Source organism: Maricaulis sp. MIT060901 (assembly GCF_047123815.1).
GTDB lineage: Bacteria > Pseudomonadota > Alphaproteobacteria > Caulobacterales > Maricaulaceae > Maricaulis.
Window position 1 is genome coordinate 1,130,940 of the sequence record NZ_CP138920.1, and the last position, 17,970, is coordinate 1,148,909.

At 61.4% G+C, this 17,970-nt stretch carries 15 protein-coding genes; 7 read left to right on the forward strand and 8 right to left on the reverse strand.

Translation table 11 applies throughout. The features are described from left to right. Nucleotides 1-7 precede the first annotated feature (7 nt). Nucleotides 8-1,666, reverse strand: a complete 1,659-nt coding sequence (locus tag SIC17_RS05745) for an ATP-binding protein (RefSeq protein ID WP_291894963.1) — start codon at nt 1,664-1,666, stop codon at nt 8-10. A 230-nt stretch (nt 1,667-1,896) separates the two neighbouring features. Here SIC17_RS05745 and SIC17_RS05750 point away from each other — a divergent pair, with 230 nt between their 5' ends. The 4 genes from SIC17_RS05750 to SIC17_RS05765 all read left to right on the forward strand — a co-directional run bounded on the left by SIC17_RS05750 (nt 1,897) and on the right by SIC17_RS05765 (nt 4,468). Further along, complete coding sequence (locus SIC17_RS05750; protein ID WP_291894965.1) at nt 1,897-2,361, forward strand: hypothetical protein; 465 nt, start codon at nt 1,897-1,899, stop codon at nt 2,359-2,361. A 109-nt stretch (nt 2,362-2,470) separates the two neighbouring features. Then, nucleotides 2,471-3,679 (forward strand): hypothetical protein, encoded by a 1,209-nt coding sequence (locus SIC17_RS05755; RefSeq protein ID WP_412546652.1) that lies wholly within the window; start codon nt 2,471-2,473, stop codon nt 3,677-3,679. Nucleotides 3,680-3,841: 162 nt separating this feature from the next. Beyond that, the gene (locus tag SIC17_RS05760; RefSeq protein WP_412546653.1) at nt 3,842-4,255 is read left to right on the forward strand and encodes a hypothetical protein; all 414 of its coding nucleotides are present in this window, start codon (nt 3,842-3,844) and stop codon (nt 4,253-4,255) included. A gap of 51 nt (nt 4,256-4,306) precedes the next feature. Next, entirely contained in the window at nt 4,307-4,468 is a 162-nt protein-coding gene (locus SIC17_RS05765) for a hypothetical protein (protein WP_412546654.1), read from the forward strand. Between the two features lie 12 nt (nt 4,469-4,480). On the opposite strand, the gene SIC17_RS05770 is transcribed toward SIC17_RS05765, so the two are convergent. The 3 genes from SIC17_RS05770 to SIC17_RS05780 form a co-directional block, all read right to left on the reverse strand. After that, on the reverse strand, nt 4,481-5,197 hold the full coding sequence (locus tag SIC17_RS05770) for a LytR/AlgR family response regulator transcription factor (RefSeq protein WP_412546655.1): 717 nt from the start codon (nt 5,195-5,197) through the stop codon (nt 4,481-4,483). Beyond that, complete coding sequence (locus SIC17_RS05775; protein ID WP_412546656.1) at nt 5,194-6,234, reverse strand: histidine kinase; 1,041 nt, start codon at nt 6,232-6,234, stop codon at nt 5,194-5,196. The genes SIC17_RS05770 and SIC17_RS05775 overlap by 4 nt, the downstream gene beginning before the upstream one ends. A 66-nt stretch (nt 6,235-6,300) precedes the next feature. Continuing rightward, nucleotides 6,301-6,696 (reverse strand): hypothetical protein, encoded by a 396-nt coding sequence (locus SIC17_RS05780; RefSeq protein ID WP_412546657.1) that lies wholly within the window; start codon nt 6,694-6,696, stop codon nt 6,301-6,303. Nucleotides 6,697-6,955: 259 nt separating this feature from the next. On the opposite strand from SIC17_RS05780, the gene SIC17_RS05785 reads away from it, so the two are divergent. Together SIC17_RS05785 and SIC17_RS05790 are read left to right on the forward strand one after the other, a co-directional pair. Beyond that, nucleotides 6,956-8,110 (forward strand): hypothetical protein, encoded by a 1,155-nt coding sequence (locus SIC17_RS05785; RefSeq protein WP_412546658.1) that lies wholly within the window; start codon nt 6,956-6,958, stop codon nt 8,108-8,110. Between the two features lie 48 nt (nt 8,111-8,158). Further along, nucleotides 8,159-9,970 carry an ABC-F family ATP-binding cassette domain-containing protein gene (locus SIC17_RS05790; protein ID WP_412546659.1) on the forward strand — a complete coding sequence of 604 codons (1,812 nt, stop codon included), beginning with the start codon at nt 8,159-8,161 and terminating at the stop codon, nt 9,968-9,970. 11 nt (nt 9,971-9,981) lie between these two features. Here SIC17_RS05790 and SIC17_RS05795 read toward each other — a convergent pair whose 3' ends face one another. Beyond that, nucleotides 9,982-12,642: a M14 family metallopeptidase gene (locus tag SIC17_RS05795; protein WP_412546660.1), complete on the reverse strand. Its 2,661-nt coding sequence runs from the start codon at nt 12,640-12,642 to the stop codon at nt 9,982-9,984. A gap of 64 nt (nt 12,643-12,706) precedes the next feature. Continuing rightward, entirely contained in the window at nt 12,707-14,722 is a 2,016-nt protein-coding gene (locus SIC17_RS05800; protein WP_412546661.1) for an alkyl/aryl-sulfatase, read from the reverse strand. Nucleotides 14,723-14,821: 99 nt separating this feature from the next. Here SIC17_RS05800 and SIC17_RS05805 point away from each other — a divergent pair, with 99 nt between their 5' ends. Beyond that, nucleotides 14,822-15,505: a Crp/Fnr family transcriptional regulator gene (locus SIC17_RS05805; protein WP_291894987.1), complete on the forward strand. Its 684-nt coding sequence runs from the start codon at nt 14,822-14,824 to the stop codon at nt 15,503-15,505. On the opposite strand, the gene SIC17_RS05810 is transcribed toward SIC17_RS05805, so the two are convergent. Together SIC17_RS05810 and SIC17_RS05815 are read right to left on the reverse strand one after the other, a co-directional pair. Beyond that, a complete protein-coding gene (locus SIC17_RS05810) occupies nt 15,479-17,296 on the reverse strand; it encodes an adenylate/guanylate cyclase domain-containing protein (RefSeq protein WP_412546662.1) in 1,818 nt (605 codons plus the stop codon). The genes SIC17_RS05805 and SIC17_RS05810 overlap by 27 nt on opposite strands. Nucleotides 17,297-17,357: 61 nt before the next feature. After that, nucleotides 17,358-17,966, reverse strand: a complete 609-nt coding sequence (locus tag SIC17_RS05815) for a hypothetical protein (RefSeq protein ID WP_412546663.1) — start codon at nt 17,964-17,966, stop codon at nt 17,358-17,360. Nucleotides 17,967-17,970: the final 4 nt, after the last annotated feature.

Below are 17,970 nucleotides of genomic sequence, written 5' to 3' on the forward strand. Positions count from 1 at the left end.
CAAGAGACTAGCCGGATTTGCGGAGCTGGGAAGTGGTCTCTCGCAATTCCAGAACTTCAAAGATGGTCGCGATCATTTGTTCGCGCTCCACCGGCTTGGCAATCAGCCCGTCCATCTGGATCTGGGCCAGGCGAAGATCATTGAGCGACATCACATCTGCCGTCATGGCCAGGATCGGGATATCGACATGCCGGCCCGAGCTCGCGCGAATGCGCGCCGTCGCCTGTTCGCCATCCAGAACCGGCATGTGCATGTCCATCAGTACCAGGTCGAAACGATCACCGGATTCCAGGATCTCGACCGCCTCGGCACCATTTTCCGCCTCGACAATCTCCATGCCGACCGTCGCCAGCAGATGGCGCGCAACAATGCGATTGGTAGCGACATCATCGACCAGAAGGATACGCAAATCTTCCGCGTGCTGATCCACTACATCCGGCCGGCCGGATGTGGGAGCCTCTTCAACGGCACTCGCCTCCAATCCCACCTCGAAGGTGAGGTAGAACTTTGAGCCTTCGCCCTCCCGGCTCTCAACGCGGATATCACCGCCCATCATATTGGCCAGAGTGCGCGAGATGGTCAGGCCCAACCCAGTGCCGCCAAACCGCCGTGTGGTATCGGCCTCGCCCTGTTCAAACGGTGTGAACAGGCGTGCCTCTATCTCCTCGGACATGCCGATCCCGGTATCGCAGACACTGATCTCGATCGTGCAACGATCATGACCCTTACGGACCGGCATCCGTGCCTGCAAGCTGACGGAGCCTTCGCTGGTGAATTTGAGCGCGTTGGACATCAGATTGTTGAGACACTGGCGCACACGCACAGGATCAAATTCCAGCTCGTTTGGAATGACCGGATCAATATCTAGAACGAAATCGAGTTTCTTTTCGCGCAGGCTCGGCTTCCACAGGCGCGCAACACTGTGCAGGGCCGCAGGCAGGTCGGCCTCGACCGGCGCAATATCCAGCTTGCCAGCCTCGATCTTGGTCAGGTCCAGAACATCATTGAGGATGGTGTTCAGCATGCGTCCACTGTCCAGCATGGTCGCGACCATTTCCCGGGACTCATTATCCAGCGGACGATCCTGAACCGCCTGGGCCATGCCCAGAATGCCATTCAGCGGCGTCCGGATCTCATGGCTCATATTGGCGAGGAAATTGGACTTCTGCTCGCTAGATTTCTGCAATTCCTCGAGCAATCGCGAATGCTCACGTAGATAACGCGTGGTCACCCAATGCGCCGCGAAAATCGCAAAGGTGAACAGGAACACCTTGCCATACAGCTGGGACGCCGGAACGGCGAGCTCAGCAGCCGAAGGGAAATAGAGCAGCTTGAAGACCAGAGCCGCTGCATACAGCACCAGCACCGCCGTTGCTGCCAATACGCCTCTGGCACCCAGATAGATACCAGCCGCGACCTGGACTATGATGAGGACTGGAAGCCCTGAATTCTGAACGCCGTTCGACGCTAGCGAGGAATAGATAAACAGCCCAAGCGCCAGACTGATCACGTACAGGGCATGCCAGTTTCTGAGGTGCTTCCACCGGCGCATGAGCGGGCTGACGGCGAGGCCGGACAGAAGGAAAAAATTGAGCGCCAACTCGATTTGCCCAAGATAGCCGGACAAACTCATATATGCGGTGACACAGGCTCCAAGCAGCGCCACAAGCGGCCCCGCCGCAGCCCGGGAGCGATGTCCGGCCTGCGCTCGGGCACGACTCGCCCTTGCGCTATCTGTTGTGCGCTGTGACGCCAAATGTCTTCCCCGAGAAACCCTTTCTCAGTCTTCACCTAGCATTCAATCAGTTAAAATTACGCGTATGGGCGACGATTTTCCGGTTTCGGCTTGACGATCCGGCCAGGCTTTGGCTTCGTTGCCGTCGTGAAGGGGGAAAGATGACACGTTTGATCCTGTCCTATCTGGCCGCACTGATTGCTGGTGCCGTCATTGTCAGCATCGCCAATACACACATTGTGCTGGAAGGCCTGGTGGGTGTCGGCGCGAACATCCCCACCCATGTCCGTATCGATGCGATCAGCCGGGACCTGGTCGGTTTCGGACCGACCCTGATGGCTCTCCTGGCCATCGGTTTTGCCATCGCTTTCCCGGTCGCCGGCCTGATTGCGCGCTGGCTGGGCGAAAGCTGGCGGCGCATTGGTTATGCACTGGCGGGCGCCACGGCGGTGTTCACGCTGATCAATGCCATCACGGTTTACTATACCACCGTGCTGGGCTCGACGATCACGCCGGTGGCCTCTGGCCGCGATGTTACGGGATTGCTTGTACTTTCCATTGGTGGTGCTGCAGCAGGCCTGCTGTTTGCCCTCCTGAAACCGGCCCGACATCTCCAGCACGGTTAGCGGCAAGGCTAAAACCCGCGTAAAAACTGTCTCAAATCCCTCCGCGCAGACGCAATCTCCCTTAAGCCGGGACTGCTAGCCTTGGTGGTCACGCAAGTGGAGGGCGAACATGAAACTACGTCAGACAGTCCGGTCTGATCTGAGACAGATCGTCAAGGGCGGCGCGACCAGCCGCATCCTGGACCTGCATTCTATCGCCCAGGCTTTTGGCGACCGACTGGACTATTCCGAGCGCCCGTTTTTCAACCACTCCCGGCTGAACCGCTGTTTTGTCGTCAAGCACACCGTCCGGGCGCATGAACGCCCCTATGTTATGTCCAATCAGCCGGTGGTGACCAAGCTGCTCATTCCGCTAGCCCAGGAAGACCTGTCGCTGGGTGGGCATGCTGTGTTTGTCGAGGAGGTCGGCTTTGCCAACAAGATCCGCGCCGAGTTCGACTGTCCCGATGACCCACACCTGATTGACCTGGACATTCTGCGCCTGCGTGAACTGGCCGCCCTGCCCTCCTTTGACCCGTTCCTGCTCAGCGAGCGTTATCGCAACCACACGCGGCCGGTATCCGATCTTTATTTCAACATCTCCGAAGCCGAGAGCCAGCGCATGGAGGAGGCCGTCGCGAGTGAGGTGGTTTCGGTGATCTCGCTCGCCTTTGGCTCGGAGAAATCCGATCGCGATGATGCCCGCGCCGCCAACTTCGCCCGCCAGCTGCTGGCCAATCGCGATGATGGCCGCCTGGACGCACTGCGCAGCTCGCTGGGCATGACCGCAATGGAGTTCAAGACCGGTGTCTTCGGCTGGAAGGGCATCCTGTATTATCGCTGGTGCATGTCGCAGACCTTGCACGCGCTCAAATCCTTCCTCTACGAGCTGAAGGAGGTGGCAATCGTCGGCGCCACGCCGCATGAACAGACCGAACTGGATCATCTGCGTCGCAAGATCATGACCGAAACCCGGGCCCGCTGGTGCAGTCTGGCCAGCGTGATGCAGGAGTATGAAGACGTTTTTGCGCGTTTCTGTAACGGGCAGGACGCCGGTGGCTTCCGTTCCTTCCTCCTGCGCGCGCCGAGCCTTTTTTATGATATCGGCAGCGATCTCTCGGTCGTCAGCCATATCCCGGGCTATTGGCGCTTCTGGGCCAGTCAGAACCAGAAGGGTTTCCTGCACGCCCGTGAAGCCATGCCGCTTTTCGCCAGTTTCATGGCCAGTGTGACCCGCGATATCGAGCTGGGAGAGCCAGGCGAAATCGTTCACCGCTCTTCCTCCAACATACCCCGCCCCGAGGTTTTTGTGCCACCGCAACCCGACAAGGCCGCCTGAAATCCCGGCAGGAGCGACAGAAGAGCCGCTGGCGCCACACAAGGAGCCATTTACGAAACGCCACCTCCCCGACACCGCGGCGCTCCCCTATCCCCGAACTCGTGACGAGCCAGACCAGCCCTCCGCTGGCAGGCGATTAGACAACGAGTTTGAGGTAACACAATGAAAACCCAGATCTTCCTGGCCATCGCGGCCACTGCGATGCTCTCCCTGCCGGCACAGGCGCAGGACATGTATGTCTCCGGTCAGTTCGGCATCCGTGCCGTTGAGGATACCGACGTTTCACTCGCGGGTGCGGACATGCAGCTTGAGCTGGCCAACGCATCCTTCTTCAGCGGCGCTATCGGCTGCCGCATGGACAATTGGCGTTTCGAAGCCGAATTCGCGCATCGCGGCGGCAAGTTCAATGCTCTGACCCTCAATGGCACGGATACGGGCAGCAGTGGGGACGGCCTCAGCGCCACCTCCATCATGGCCAATGCGATTTACGACTTTTCCCCCGAAGCCCGCTGGTCCGGTTATGTCGGTGCTGGCCTGGGCATGGCGCGCATAAGCGCCGACTTCGCTGGCACTTGAGGCTCGATCGAGGGCGATGCCTCCGTCGCCGCCCTCCAGCTGATTGGCGGAGTGTCCTACTCCCTCTCGGAAAACACGCAGTTGTTCACGGACCTGCGCTATTTCCGGGCCGGCGAGACGGACTACACGCTGTCGGCTCCAATTGGCTCGTCAAGTGTGTCCTTCCAATACGACGGATACACGCTGGGAGCCGGACTGCGCGTGGCGTTCTGACGCGATTGCCAATCACTGGAAGAGCGCGCGCACGTCAGCCATTTTCGAACGGCTCACGGGCGCGCGTTCACCATTGTGGAGCACCAGCTCCATCTTGTTACCAGGGAAGCTTTCATAGCGATCGACCTGGTCTAGGCGCACGATGTAGGATTTGTGGATGCGCAGGAAGGTCTCGGGCAGGTGCGGCTTCAGCTTCCCCAGCGCCTTGTCGTGCAGCTTGATATCACCGGAGGCCAGCAAGACTTCGGAATACTTGTCCGCACCACGCAGCAGCGCGACGTCTTCCAGCGGCACGACCTCTACCCGACGCCCCGTCCGGAAACTCAGATATTTCGCAGCCGTAGCCTGTTTCGGCCGACGGGTCTGGAAACGCTCGAAAGCCAGCGCCAGGCGCGGTTCGTCGAACGGCTTGGAGACAAAATCGATCACACCATAGTCAAACGCCGTGGCCGCACGTTCGGAATGGGCCGAGACAATCACGGTCTGCGCTGCGTAGGAGGTGACCCGCTCGAGCACCTTGAAGCCGTCCTCGCCCTGCAGATTGGGGTCCAGCAGCAAAAGATCGGCCGGCCGGGCTTCCAGGAATTCCAACCCTTCCTCAATACTCTCGCAAAGACTGAAACTGACCAGCTGCTCGCCAAGAATGCTTGTCGCGAAGCGTTTCAGACGTTGGGCAATCAGGGGTTCGTCCTCGATGGAGAGGAGACGAATGGGCGTTTCGCTGGTCATGTGCTGACCTCTGGCAGAGTGATGCGACTGACCCAGTCCCGAGCGTCCGCCTGGGAACTGAAATGCCAGTCCCCCGGCGCGAACTCTTCCAGCCGAGCCTCGATATAGGCTGTTCCAGACCCGGTACCCATTGACGTCTCACCCGCCCTGTCAGCGCGCGGCACCCGCAGTTCGAACACCCTCGCACCGCCTACGGACTGCCCGGTCAGCGAAAAGGTCACTGCCTCCTGCCGGTAGCGGTTATGACTGATCGCATTCTCGACCAGCGTGTGAAGCACACCGGGCGGAAAAGGCGCGTCGCTCTGGTCGGATGTGAACTCAAGCGAAAACTCGCGTCCCAGCCGCAGCCCCATCATGGTCAGGTGATTGCGACACAGTTCGATCTCCTCAAGAACCGTCGTTGTGTCCTGGTCCACCATATTGGCCAGGGCCCGGAATTCTCCTGCCATGGCGTCGACAAAACGCGAGGCCGCCTGGCTGTCGGTTTGCTGAAGCTCATTGGCTACGGTCAGGCTGTTCATGATGAAATGCGGCTGGATATTCCGCTTCACGAGGGCCAGCTGCAATCGCGCCATACGCGCCAGATTGCGGTTGGCAATAATCTCGCGCGCCAGCACCTCGGCCAGCAGACTGGCTCCCATCAGAACAACGAGCGCCGCCAGGAAGAAGCGAAGCAGGTCCGGTCGAATGACGACAGCACCGGTCAGCATGAGCGCTGCAGCCAGATGGCTCCAGCGCTCCCAGCTCGTTGCGGTTCGCGCCATAACCGCCATAACCGCCAGGAAGAGGCTCATCGCCAGCAGAGCCCGCGCATCCTGTTCCAGCCCGCCGATCGGCACCATCGAGGCCGTGATCGCAACGACAAGCCCCGCCAGCCAGGCCCAGCTGGATTGCAGTTTCAGACGGAAGAAGAAAATCGCCGGTACCAGGATCAACAGTCCCAGCGCGGAACCGAACAGCACGATCTCGTCGAGCAGCTGGTCGGGTGCCCTGAAGGTGCGATCACTGTCGTCCAGCCACAGGATCAGCGCCGCCATCACGCATACGCCCACCGCCAGCATGATCTCGGGACTGCGCCGGCCAGACACCCACAGCCCGATGAATCACGCCACAAGGAAAAGAGCGAGAAAACCAACAGCGCCATCTACGGCCATCAACGTCATTTCGCGCCGTGATGCGGTGGGCAGCTCCACCACCCCGAAAGTGACGTAAAGCGCTTCTGTATCGGCAAGCCCGGATGCGTCCGCCCGAAACGCCAGCAGCGCTTCGCCGCCATCGCTCCAGTCGGGTGGCAGGTTCAGATCCACGCGTTCATAGACCTGCTCACCGGAAACATGATTGCGACCGAGCAGCTGGCCATTCCAGTAGACATCAACCGGGTGATTGGCGCGCAGGCTGACAGCGCTGGGCAGCGTGTCCGCGCTGCCGCTTGGGCTCACCGTGACCACGCGCAGCCAGTAGCGGCCGCGAAACCCCGGCCTCGGCTCATGCGGGATCATCTCCTGCTCGCCACAGCGCCTGTGCCGAGGCGGTCCCCGAAACACAGATCAGGGTCATGAGGAAAATCAGTTGAAGTAACCGCATAAGGATCAGCGCAGATCTTTGTGAAGCCTGAAATCGGGAACAGATACACCCTCACATAGCCTGAGCATTCATACACAAGCCAGTAAAACTTATCGCCCCTCCAGACTTCACGTTAGAGCTCTGGTGAGGATTGTGTGGTTTTAATTACAATCGGGCAATGTTGGGATGCGGGACTTGAGCAAGTCTACGGCAGCAGCAAATCTGAAACGGATCGTGCAGGGCGGGACAACATTCCGCATCCTGGACCTGTACTCGATCCATCGTCGTTATCGTCACAAGAGCGATCATTCCAACCTGCCGTTTTTCTATAACCGCCGCCTGAACACCGCCTTCCTGATCAAACACACTGTACGCAAACACGAGCGTCCCTATCTGGTCACTGACAATCCGGTCGTCACCAAAGTGATCGTGCCGGTCACCACGACCGATCTGGCCATGGGTGGGCATTCCTTCTTTGTCGAGGAGCGCGGCTTCGAACCCAAATTGCGCGAATTCATCGGCCAGGACGCCAATGAACTGGCCTATTCCCACGATCTGGAGCGCTTGCGCGATTTGGCCGCCATACCCTCCTTCGACCCGTTCCTGCTCAGCAACCGCTTCCGCGATCACGACAGCCCTGTCGCCGACCTCTATTTTGACATCTCTGACAAGGATCTGGAGAAAATGGAGGGCTATGTCGCGGACCAGGTGTCCGACATGGTCAATCTGGCCTTCGATACTGTGGACGTAACCGCCGACGAGGACGGCTCTCGCCAGCGTGCCATTCGGTTTGCCCGCTACATCCTTGCCGGAGAGGAAGATGAGCGTTTCGACCAGTTGCAACATGCACTGGACCTGGACGAAAACAAGTATCGCGCGGCCATCTTCGGCTGGAAGGGCATCCTCTATTATCGCTGGCGCATTGCCGATGAGAAGGATGCACTGAGGCGTTTCCTGATCGCCATCAACGATCTCATCGTCACCGGCATGACCCAGAATGAGCGCTTCATGATCGACGAGATCCGGCGCGACATTATCGGCGAAACCCGCAATCGCTGGCGTTCGCTGCAAACCGTCATGGCGGAATACGAAGGCGAATACGCCCGTTTTGCCACTGGCGGCGATCCCCGGGCTATCCGCCACATCCTGCTCAAGGCGCCGGAATTCTTCGCCCAGCTCGGCCATGACCTCTCAGCCGTCTCGCACGTCACCAGCTATTGGGACTATTGGTGTGGCAATCGCGAGGAGGAGACCATGCCGGCCCGCGATGCCATGGACATCTTCCCGGGCTTCCTGCGCAGCCTGACCCGGAACCATGGCCCGGACGAAGATCATGCCCGCATCGCCTGACCTGAAATGACGGGGTGACGGCCAGCGCCTCGGACCGTATTCAGGGGCATGGCCCCACCGCTTCTCACCCTCCAGAACATTCACCTGACCTTCGGCGTCACGCCCCTGCTCGACGGGGCGGAGATGAGCATTGGGGAAAATGCCCGCCTGTGCCTCGTCGGCCGAAACGGGTCAGGCAAATCCACGCTGATGAAAGTCGCCGCAGGACTCGTCGAGGCTGATGACGGGGTACGATTTGTCCAGCCGGGTGTGACCATCCGCTATCTGGAACAGGAACCTGATCTCAGCGCGTTCAAGTCAGTGAAGGGCTATGTGCTCGACGGCCTGGCGCCGGCAGACAGCGAATATCGCGCGCTCTACCTGCTCGAACATCTCGGCCTGACAGGTGATGAAGACCCGGCTTCGATCTCGGGCGGGGAGGCGCGCCGCGCGGCTCTCGCACGCGCCCTGGCCCCGGAACCGGACATCCTGATGCTGGACGAGCCGACCAACCATCTCGACCTGCCCGCGATCGAGTGGCTCGAGGACGAACTCAAATCCATCCGCGCTGCCCTGGTCCTGATCAGCCACGACCGGCGTTTCCTCAGCAATCTCTCCCGCTCCACAGTCTGGCTCGACCGTGGGCAGACACGTCTGCTGAACAAGGGGTTCGAAAGTTTCGAAGCCTGGCGCGACGAGACACTGGAAGCCGAACAGCTCGAACTGCACAAGCTGGATCGCAAGATCGTGCGCGAGGAACACTGGTTACGCTATGGGGTCACCGCGCGGCGCAAGCGCAATGTGCGGCGCCTTTCGGAACTGCACGACCTGCGCAGACAGCGCGCCGAACACCGAGGCCCGACCGGCACCGCCAAGATGGAGGCCTCGACGGCCCAGGAGGCCAGCAAGCTGATCGTTGATGCGCGCGGCTTGTCCAAGGCCTATGGCGAACAGGGGCTGGTGAACGACTTCTCCATGCGAGTCACGCGGGGCGCCCGCATCGGCCTGATCGGACCCAATGGGGCCGGCAAGACGACCCTCCTGAAAATGCTAACCGGCGAGCTGGAACCGGACACGGGTAGCGTCAAACTCGCCCAGAACCTGGAATATGCCAGCCTCGACCAGCGTCGCTCCGCGCTTCGGGCGGACTGGACGGTGGCGGAAACGCTGACCGAGGGCAGCGGCGACATGGTCGAAGTCAACGGCCAGCGCAAACACGTGATGGCCTATATGAAGGACTTCCTGTTCGCGCCCGAACAAGCCAACACGCCGATCGAAGTCCTCTCCGGTGGCGAACGCGCCCGCCTGCTGCTCGCCCGCGCCCTGGCCCTGCCTTCCAACGTGCTCATCCTCGACGAGCCAACCAACGACCTTGACCTCGAGACGCTCGACCTCCTGCAGGACCTGATCGCCAGTTATGCGGGCACCGTCTTCCTGGTGTCACATGATCGCGACTTCATCGACCGGACCTGCACCAGCGTGCTGATGTCGGAAGGGCGCGGAAAATGGGTGGAGTATGCCGGCGGCTACACCGACATGCTGGCCCAGCGCGGTGCCGGCGTCGCCAAGAAGGACGCCCCGCGAAAACAGGCCAGCCCTGCTGACAAGCCAAGCGCCAAGCCGCAACAGTCGACGCCGGAACGCAAACGCATGGCCAACAAAGATCGTTACGAGCTCAAACACCTGCCCGAGCAGATCGAGGCACTGGAATCGCGGATAGCCGAGCTTGAGAAGTCCCTGGCGCACCCGGCACTGGCCAGCGATGCGGCGCGCATGACCCAGGTTTCGGAAGAACTGGGCCGTGCGATGCAGGAACGCTCCGACAAGGAGGATCGCTGGCTGGAGCTGGAAACCCTGCGCGAGGAGCTGGAGGGCAGCTAGCCCTCCATCAACTAGCGCAAGCGGCTGGAATTAGCGGGGCCGAGGATAACCGCATTGAGCAGCAACAGGTCCAGCCCTTCCAGATAGGCACGCGTGGTCGGAGACTGGGTAAAGGCCACGACATGGCCACGACCCATCCGGCGTGTCACCACAAAGGGTTTGTGCGCGAGCTGTTCTGCATATTCCGCCCACAGATATCCACCCTGAAGCAATTCCTCCGGCCCGGCGAAACGCAATGCGGTCGTCGCATCATCCAGCGCAACCGGCGCATAGATGTCCGATCCGGTCACCAGCGCATAGGCACCGTTTTCGTAGCCAGCTGACATCCAGCTATCGGTATTGGCGGTGACAGATACCAGCGCGCCCGGCGAGGAATCCGGCATGGCGCCATGCACCGCTTCAGCGATCATGCGCTCGGCCTCGCTGGTGAGAACACTGCCATCGGTCACACCGGCGGACTGTCCCTCCGCATCGCGTGGCGATTGCGCAGCGCGCTCCCGCTGCAGCGGCAGAAAGCCATTGTCCGCATCGGCCAGCCAGCGCGTGGCGGTGCCAAGACCCACAAGCACACCCCCGTCACGGACATATCCCTGCAAGGCAGAACGCGCGCTACCCAGCATCGAATTATAGCCCGGGAAACCCTGGTCCGGCATGATGATGACATCGAACCGGTCCAGGTCCGCACGACCGATCGAGGCCGGGCGGATGATGGTCACAGGCAGGTTGTAGCGGCGCTCGAGAATATAGCGGGTCGCACCGGTTTCCGTGGCGCCAACACCCTGCCCCCACAGGAGGGCAATACGCGGCGCAAACACCGGCGAGAAGTTCCCGGAACCCGGATTGGGGCCCTCGTCGACCCAGCTGCTCTCCATGCCATGCACTTCTGCGCCGCTTTCACGGGCGTGACGTGTGATCAGGAATTCAAGCTCGGCACCATTATCGCTGCGCGGGACCACAACCGATCCGCTGGGATAGGTCGTATTGCCAATACGGAACGGTACCGTCGTCGTGCGCATCTGCACACCCTCGCGGGCCAACGCCGCGACCAGGTGAGCCTGGCCGGCATCATCCCACGGGATGGCGAAACCCCACGCCGCGTCCATGTCGACAAGCTGCGCATCGGGCAAACCATCCGCACTGACGATCACGCCAGCACTTCCCGGCGCGCGTCGACATTGCGTCGCCTCGACATTGCTCATAAGCGGCAGGGCCCAGGCGGTGACATCATACAGCTGGGCATTGAGGCCGGCCTCGCGGCGGCGTTCCTGTTCGTCGACAAAATCGGACGGAAGATCCGTTGTCGGCTCCAGCAACGTACGCGCCAGCCGGCCGGCGGGCTGGTCGTACCGCACCACATAGGCGCCATCATCAAATGTCGCGCCGCACAGGGACTGGCGCCCTTCCAGACGCTCAACCGTGATGCCCTGATAGGCAAGCTGGCGAGCCAGACGATCGGCATTCCAGGAATTTACGCTGGCATCAAAGACCGCCGCTTCATTGCCATTGGGCTGGCGACCACCGCTGGCGCGGAAATCGGCGTACTCGCCAAGCAGCTGCACGCGGTTGCGCGCGGCCGCCTCGACAGTGGAGAGGCTGGTGACAAAATTACGGTCAACGCCATCGCCATAGGTCAGGATGGATCCATCCGGACGGCGCCAGGACAGGCCACGGGCAGACCCCTGTTCATAGGTCATCGAGACCGCACCATGCAGGGTCGGCCACATATCGCCATAGCCCGGATAGAAGGCGTCATAGACCTCGCGCGTGAAGTAGTGATAGCCCAGCTCGTCGAAATAGCCGACATGATTGCGGCCGATCAGTTCCTGGGTGCGACGCTGGTGGGCCTCGATATTCGGATTGAAGGGCTCGGCAGACGGCGCGAAAAAATAGGTCGAGTCACCGCTCATCTCGTGCGAGTCGACGACAACCTGCGGCCACCAGACCTGCATCTCGCGCACCCGGCCACGTGTTTCCGGCTGGGTCAGGGAGAACCAGTCACGGTTCAGATCGAACAGGTAGTGATTGTAACGACCGCGCGGCCAGGGCTGGTCATGTTCCACCGCATAACGATCAGCGCTCGGCTCAAGGCCACGAGCAGATTCGAATGAATTCACAAAACGCGAGCGGCCATCCGGGTTTTGGGTCGGATCAATGATGATCAGGGCATTGTCAAAAATCGTTTCGACCGTCTCGTCATCCTCGGCAGCCAGCAGGTGGTAGGCCGTTCGCAGACCGGCCCCCGTCGGAGAGATCTCATCGCCATGAACGCCATAGGACAGCCAGACAACAATCGGCATTTCCTCGATCAGACGATCGCGCTCGGCAGCCGACATCCCGTCCGGATTAGCCAGGGCATTCATGCCCGCACGGACCCGGTCCAGATCCGCCATGCGTTCCGGCGACCCGATCACGGCATAGACCAGCTCTCGTCCTTCCCAGGTCGTCGCATAAGAGAAGACATCGACGCGATCCGGCGCCGCCTCTTCCAGTGCGCGGATATAGGCGATCGCGGTTTCCGGTCGTGTGACTTCATCGCGGAAGTCATGCCCGGCAAACTCCTCGAGCGTGGGGATGTTATCGTCATAACGCACGTTAAATGGCGCAGACTGGCCCATGGCTGGCGCCGTCGTGAAAAACAGCGCCGCGCTGAAAGCGGCAAGAGACCTGATCATATTCCTCCCCAGAATGTTGCGTCCCAATGACTTAGACGGAATTGTCCTAAACTCAAATCACGACTTACGGCGTGACAATATCGAAAGACGGCACCGGCTGTTCCAGCAGCGAGAAGAAGCGCAGCAACCGTCCACGATCGCCCGTTACGGCAAAATCGCTCGACGTGATCATGTCCATGAGGCCGGCCTCCTGCTGGATCAGGCGCAGCCAGAAGGCCCGGGTCAGATTGACGGTCGCATCGGCATCATCCGCAGCGGCGCGCTCATAATGGCGCATCACCCCGTTGGAGATCTCAATCACAAAAGTCTGACCCGTATCCTCAAAGATGAAATTCAGCACCGCCTCAAACTCACCTGCCTCCCCGGCGTCCAGACGCGTGGCCATGGCCGTGAAGAACATGTCCAGAGGAATGGTCTCCAGGATGTTGCCAGCCGCCCGCGTCACATCACGTGCCTCCACACCGTGACGCAGCTCGTAGGCACCGGTCAGATAGACATCACGCCAGGGGCCGGACTCGGCCTGGTAGCCCAGCTGCTCATAGCTGCGCGCCAGGAGCTCACGCGCAGTGGCGCTGGCGGGTTCGGCAAAGACAGCATGCTGGGCGAGCTCGGCAGCCCATCGGTACTCACCCGCCTCAAACGCATTTCCTGCCGTTTCGAGCACGGCGTCCAGACCGCCCATCGCCGCGATATATCGCTCGGCCGCCTCGACGCGCGGCAGGGCGTTGAGATGCGCAGGAACACCGTCATACCAGCCGAAATAGCGCTGATAGACCGCCCGCGAATTATGTCGAAGCGTGCCGTAATAACCCCGGATTGCGAAATTGTTTTCCAGCGCTGTCGGCAAGGTAATTGCTTCGGCAATCTCGTCAGGGCGCAGGCCCGACGCCGCCAGACGCAGGGTCTGATCGTGGATGTATTTGTAGATGTCCCGCTGCCCGGCGAGATAGTCGCGTGCCTCGGCATTGCCCCAGACCGGCCAGTGATGGCTGTTGAAGATCACCTCGGTGCGGTCACCGAACCGCATCAGCGCATCATCGATCGCCGCTGACCAGGCCAGCGCATCACGCACCTGGGCTCCCCGCAGCGTGTAGAGATTGTGCATGGTGCGCGAGACGATCTCGGCGCCGCACCAGGCCTGGTAGTCCGGGAAGAACACTGTCAGCTCGGCCGGAGCCTCGGTGTGCGGGGCGTACTGGAACTCCATGCGCACACCGCCGAACTCCAGCGCTTGGCCGCTTTGGTGAATAATGTGCGTGGGCGCAGCGATTGTATGCGTGCCGATGGCCGGATGCTGACCCAGGCCGGAGCCGACATGACCGCGCGGCGTTCGCGGCAGGGGCATGCCGTACATGTAGCCGGAGCGACGTCCCATCACCACGCCGGCGATAACATTCTCGCTGACAGCCTCGGTCAGGAAATGGGCTGGCGCGATCAGGCTCACCTCGCCTGAAGCGATTTGCTCCAGCTCCACCACGCCAGCCAGGCCGCCAAAATGGTCGATATGACTGTGCGTGAGAATGATCGAAGCGATGGGGCGTTCGCCCAGTGCCTCATTGACCAGCTGCATCGCCGCCCGTGCGGTTTCCACAGAAGTCAGAGGGTCAATGATGATCCGGCCATCCGGCCCATCAATGACGGACATGTTGGAAAGATCATAGCCACGCACCTGGTAGACACCCTCGGTGACCTCGAACAGGCCGTGAATGGCGTTGAGCTGTGACTGGCGCCAGAGGCTGGGATTGACCGTCGCCGGCGGTTCGCTGTCGAGAAAGGCATAGTCGGCGGCCCGCCAGACAATTTCACCTTCCGCCCCGCGTATATCCAGACTGTCCTCGCGCGACACCAGCCCGCGCATGGCGAGTTCGAAATCAGCGTCATCCTGCATCAGGGGCGAGGCGAGGACCTCGCCATTATAGGCCTGCGTGGCGGGCGTGGCGGCTCGGAAACCGGACGCATCGACCGCGGCCTCCGCGTCATACTCCGCCACGTTTTCACGTGTGGGCGCGCCGCACGCGCCCAGGCTTGCTGTCAGCACGATCATGGGCAGCGCATGCGACCAACCGGTTTTGTTGTACAACGGACTTCTCCCCCGTGTTTTGCAGTCAGACTAAGCGCACTTGCTTCCCGCGCAAACCTCCCTAGCCTAAAGAGAATATCCAATCATGCCGGGGATCGAATGTCTTTCGAAAGCGCTTGGGAATCAGTCTGGAACCGGATCGGCCTGACCGATGCGGTTGCGCGCGCCGCCTTGCAGCGCGCAAGCGAGCTCGCACAGGTGCCAGATGGCGAGCCTGTGATCTCCCAGGATGCGACCGACGACAGCGTCTATCTTCTGCTGGATGGCGAGATGCGGGTCGGAGTGCTGGCACGGTCGGGGCAGGATGTCTGGGTCAGCTATCTCGAGCCGGGCGCGATGTTTGGCGAAATGGCCGCACTGACGGGCGATCCGCGCACGACGGAGATCACGGCCAGCAAGGACAGCGTTGTCGCCCGCATTACCGGCGAGGATTTCCTGGCGCTGATCGAGGCGCACGGCCAGATTGGCCTCGCCCTGTCACGCATGCTGGCCGCCCGCATGCACGCCACCACCCGTCGCATGTTCGAGTTGAGCGCCCTGTCGACGACGGGCCGCATCTATGCGGAATTGCTGCGCATGTCGCGCAGCAGTGACGAGGGGGGCACGCGGATTATCTCGCCCATCCCGTCCTTCAAGGAGATCGGGGACCGGGTGGCCGCGGCGCGTGAAACCGTGTCCCGCACGGTCAGCCGCCTGGCCGAACGCGGTCTGATACAGCGCGGGGACGACCATATCGAGCTGATCGATCCGGAACAGCTAAGCCGTCTCGAGGATACCATGTGAACTGCGAAACGCTCGTGCGACCAGGGAGTCCGGGGCGACCTTGCGCAGGGTGTACAGCCGCACGGGCGGCAATTGCGGATCGACGCGTTTGAGCCCCACCGGTTCACAGCGAAACCCGCCATCCTGTTCCATCGCCAGCACCGCGGCAAAGGCTTCACTGGCGAAAATCGTTCCAGGCATCGCCGTGCTTTCGATACGCGCCGCGAGAGACACCTGGGCTCCGAACAGGCTGTCCCGGTCCATCAAGGGGTCTCGCCCCTGGTGCGCCGGACCGAAATGCAGGCCGATGCGCAGGTCGAGCTGGTCCGGAAGATCCAACTCGGTCAGGTCAATCGCCTTGAAAGCCTGCATCAATTGCGAAGCGGCTTCCGCGGCCTCGCAACTGCCTGAATAGGCAAGAAAAAGTCCATCACCCCAGCTGTCGAGATAGGCCGGTGATGTCGCCCGAGCGGCCATGGCCATCGGCTTGAGCACGGCCTCCACGAAACTCGGCACGGTGTCCTCGGCGATGCGGGAAGAACCGACCACATCGGCAAACAGCATCGCCCGCATGGCGGGGCGGTAGTCACTGGCCTCGGCTTCCAGCGGCCGCTTTGGCCGCGCGCTCGAACGCTCGCGACGGACCTCGATCAGGCTCTGCTGCAAGTCCGCGCACAGCCAGATATCGCCATCGCGCGCCGTGCCGAACTCCCGGGCCGGGTCGGACGGGTCGAGCACCAGCAGCTGGACCGGCTCTGTCGCCAGCATTTCGGCGCGCAAGCGGGCCAGACCCATGGCGATGGAACTGGCCAGATTGATCGACGCACCGGAGATCAGCACTCGGTCCGAACTGGTCTCGAGAATATCATCTGCCTCACCCAGACAATGTTCGCAGCGGCGTACCCATTCGCGACCAAAAGGCTGCACCGAGCTCTGCAGGAAGACATCAACCGGCACGGGCAGCACCACGGTCAACGACGCCCCGCGTCGAAGCACTGCCTCGGCAAACAGGATGTCGGCCCCGGCGGCCAGTGCACCGAAAGCGGCTCCGGTGTTGTGTTGTTCCAGCGCCTGCTCGATGCGGCCGGCCAGGCTGTTGCTCTCGCCACCCGCTGGAAGCAATTCGGCCACTTCAGAGAAGATATGGCCGGCATAGTGGAAGGGGCGCGGCAGGACCGGCAGGGGTAGCGATTGCGCGCTGAGCCCCATGGCGGAACCGACGAGGGCCAGCTGGCGACGGGTCACGGCATGGGCGCCGTAGTTTTCCGGATCCTCGGCCAGCGCTGCGTTGAGGGCGACCTGCGCCGCACGCAGATCCCCGAGCAGGAGGTGAGCTTCAGCGGTAGAGGCGAGCTGGTAGTACCGGGCCTGCGGATTGCCAGCCTGGACCTCGCCGGAGGACAGCACTCGCCGCGCATACTCGCGGGCCTGGTTCCCGTCCCCGCTGAGCGCCATCATGCTGGCGGCATTCACACCGGTATAGGATCCGCCAGTCGCCTCGAACACGGCGCCGTAACGAAGAGCGGACTGGCGGGCCAGGGGCTGGAAGTGTTCGCTGACGGCCTCGAATGCCATCGCCTTCACCAGGCGCGCATCCAACGCCATCAGATCCTCGTCTAGCTCGGCCTGGTGCAGACCGTATTCGCGGAATTCTCTACGAGCCCGGTCAATCGCGCCACTGCGCAGAAGGCAGATGACGGCAGCGTGTTTCAGCCGCGCGTCATCGGGATTTTCCTGGAGGGCCCGCAGACACAGTTCATGCGCGCGTACGAGATTGCCGTTGCGGATCTCTGCGTCGACCGTGTTCTTCAAACGCCCCCTCCCAGAGTGATTGGCGATCGAGCCAGGTCAGAAGGCTGATGAAATACCGGGCCTAGGACGGACCGACATCCACATCGACCTCCGGATCAATGATCAATCGCGTGACTTGCTGCCCGGCATTCTGGGACGCCTCGATGAAGAGCGCAAACTGATGTTTGACACGTTTTTTCACCTTCTGCACACCGATCTGGAAGCTGAATGGCTTGGCGCTCTGGCCATGCAGGTCCAGCCAGTCCAGGCCGCAGAAAAGGGCTTCGGCCCCCTCGGTCTTGAACTTGATGCGGGCTTCCTCGAATCCCCAGCCCGGCGCGTGGACATGGAAGATGATGCGCGCGGGACCGACGACGTGCTGGTCGAACGGGCAATTCATGACACCGGAACACGGCGCCCACATGCCGGCAAGCGCCGAGGTAACCGCCATCCGCATGGTCGCAGAGTTGGTAGAGGCATAATCGTCCACAACCTCATTGAATACCATCAGGATCTGCGTGATTTGGGTATCGTCAAACGCCGGCAATCCCCAGTCACTTCCGTTGACCACGACAAATCCGTCATTGGCTTTCGCAATCAGGCTGAGATAAGTGAGCTCCGGCTCGAAATCGCAGGCGTCATCAATATTGGCCTGAACCCGGCTGCCATCGAATGATTCTTGGTCGATCATGGTA